The sequence below is a fragment of the Cupriavidus sp. HPC(L) genome (genome assembly GCF_000307735.3).
Classification (GTDB): Bacteria; Pseudomonadota; Gammaproteobacteria; order Burkholderiales; family Burkholderiaceae; genus Cupriavidus.
Genome location: NZ_AMPR02000343.1, coordinates 1 through 1,843 on the forward strand (window position 1 = coordinate 1; position 1,843 = coordinate 1,843).

The window sequence follows — 1,843 nt, forward strand, 5'->3', positions numbered from 1 at the left end:
GCGCTGGCGCGCGGCGGCGAGGGCGCGGCGTCAGGGGCCTGGCTGTCGCGCAAGGACGCGGGGCGCTACGGCACCGACTACGACCGCCGCGCCGCCACCGCGTGGCTGGCGCTGGGGACCAGCCTGGGCGAGGACACGCTGGTGTTTCGCGCCAATGCGGACGCCAGCGGCCAGCCGCTGCACGGTGGGAATCGCTATGTGATCCGCTTCGACAAGAACGCGCTGCCGCCGGCCAAGGCGTTCTGGTCGCTGTCGCTGTACGACCAGGCGCAGGATGTCGTCGCGAACCCGTTGAACCGCCATGCGATCGGCAGCCGCGACCGGCTGCGGCGCAACCGCGACGGCTCGGTCGAGATCGTGGTCCAGCATGCGCGGCCGCCGCGGGCGCAGGCGGCCAACTGGCTGCCGGCTCCCGACGGTCCGTTCAATCTGATGCTGCGGCTCTACTGGCCGCAGCCGGCGGCGCTGGATGGCAACTGGAGCGCGCCGCCGGTGCGCAAGATCGGCGCGGACTGAGCGTCAACAGCGCGCGCCAACTGCTGGCGCCAACGCAGCAAAAAGGGGCGGCCCGGAGCCGCCCCTTCGTCATTGCGCCCGCGCTGCAGCGCCGCTGAAGGCGTCCATCAATGCGCCATCAATGCGCCCATCAATGCCCCCATCAATGCGCCGCGCAATCGCATTGGCCCGCCGGATGGGCCGCACGCTCGCGTGCCACCGGCTGGCCCCGCAGACCCGCCGGACCCTCCGCCGCCAGCCGCTCGCGCAACTGCCGGGCCGCGGCCACCATATTGCGTAGCGCCGCCTCGGTCTCGGACCAGCCGCGCGTCTTCAGTCCGCAATCGGGATTGACCCACAGCCGCTCGGGCGGAATCACCTGGCAGGCGCGCGTCAGCAACTGGCCGATCGCCTCGACGCTGGGCACGCGAGGCGAGTGGATGTCGTAGACGCCCGGCCCGATCTCGTTCGGATAGTCGAACGCGGCAAAGCCGTCGAGCAGCTCCATCGCCGAGCGCGAGGTTTCGATCGTGATCACGTCGGCATCGAGCGCGGCGATCGCCGGCAGGATGTCGTTGAACTCCGCGTAACACATATGGGTATGGATCTGCGTATCGTCGCGGACCACGGCCGCGGCAATGCGGAAGGCGCGCACCGCCCACTGCAGATAGTTGTCCCAATCGGCACGCCGCAGCGGCAGGCCCTCGCGCAGCGCCGGCTCGTCGATCTGGATCACGCGGATGCCGGCCTGTTCGAGATCCGCCACCTCGTCGCGAATCGCCAGCGCCAGCTGCAGCGCGGTGTCGGCGCGCGGCTGGTCGTCGCGGACGAACGACCATTGCAGCATCGTGATCGGGCCGGTCAGCATGCCCTTCATCGGCCGGTCGGTCAGCGACTGCGCATAGCGGGCCGTATCGACGGTGATCGGCTCGGGCCGGTAGACGTCGCCATAGATCAGCGGCGGCTTGACGCAACGCGAGCCATAGCTCTGCACCCAGCCGAACTCGGTAAAGGCATAGCCGCACAGCTGCTCGCCGAAGTATTCGACCATGTCGTTGCGCTCCGCCTCGCCATGCACCAGCACGTCGAGGCCCAGCGCCTCCTGGCGTCGCACGGCGTCTTCGATCTCCGCGCGGATGCGCTGCAGATAGGCCAGCGCGCCGAGGTCACCGCGCTTGAAGGCCGCGCGGGTCTGGCGGATTTCGGCGGTCTGCGGGAACGAGCCGATGGTGGTCGTCGGCAGCGGCGGCAGCTGCAGCGCCGCGCGCTGATCGGCGATGCGCTGGGCGAAGGGGCTGCGGCGATCGGCCATCTCCGGCGTCACCGCGGCCACGCGCTGGCGCACCTG

2 protein-coding genes are annotated in these 1,843 nt (G+C 70.4%); one reads left to right on the forward strand and one right to left on the reverse strand.

Annotated elements, in window-relative coordinates; translation table 11 throughout:
- Positions 1–516: DUF1214 domain-containing protein (locus tag B551_RS17445; protein ID WP_023264653.1), on the forward strand; the 516-nt coding region annotated here is incomplete at its 5' end.
- A 142-nt stretch (positions 517–658) separates the two neighbouring features.
- On the opposite strand, the gene metE is transcribed toward B551_RS17445, so the two are convergent.
- On the reverse strand, positions 659–1,843 hold a 1,185-nt coding region (metE, locus tag B551_RS17450), incomplete at its 5' end, for a 5-methyltetrahydropteroyltriglutamate--homocysteine S-methyltransferase (RefSeq protein ID WP_023264654.1).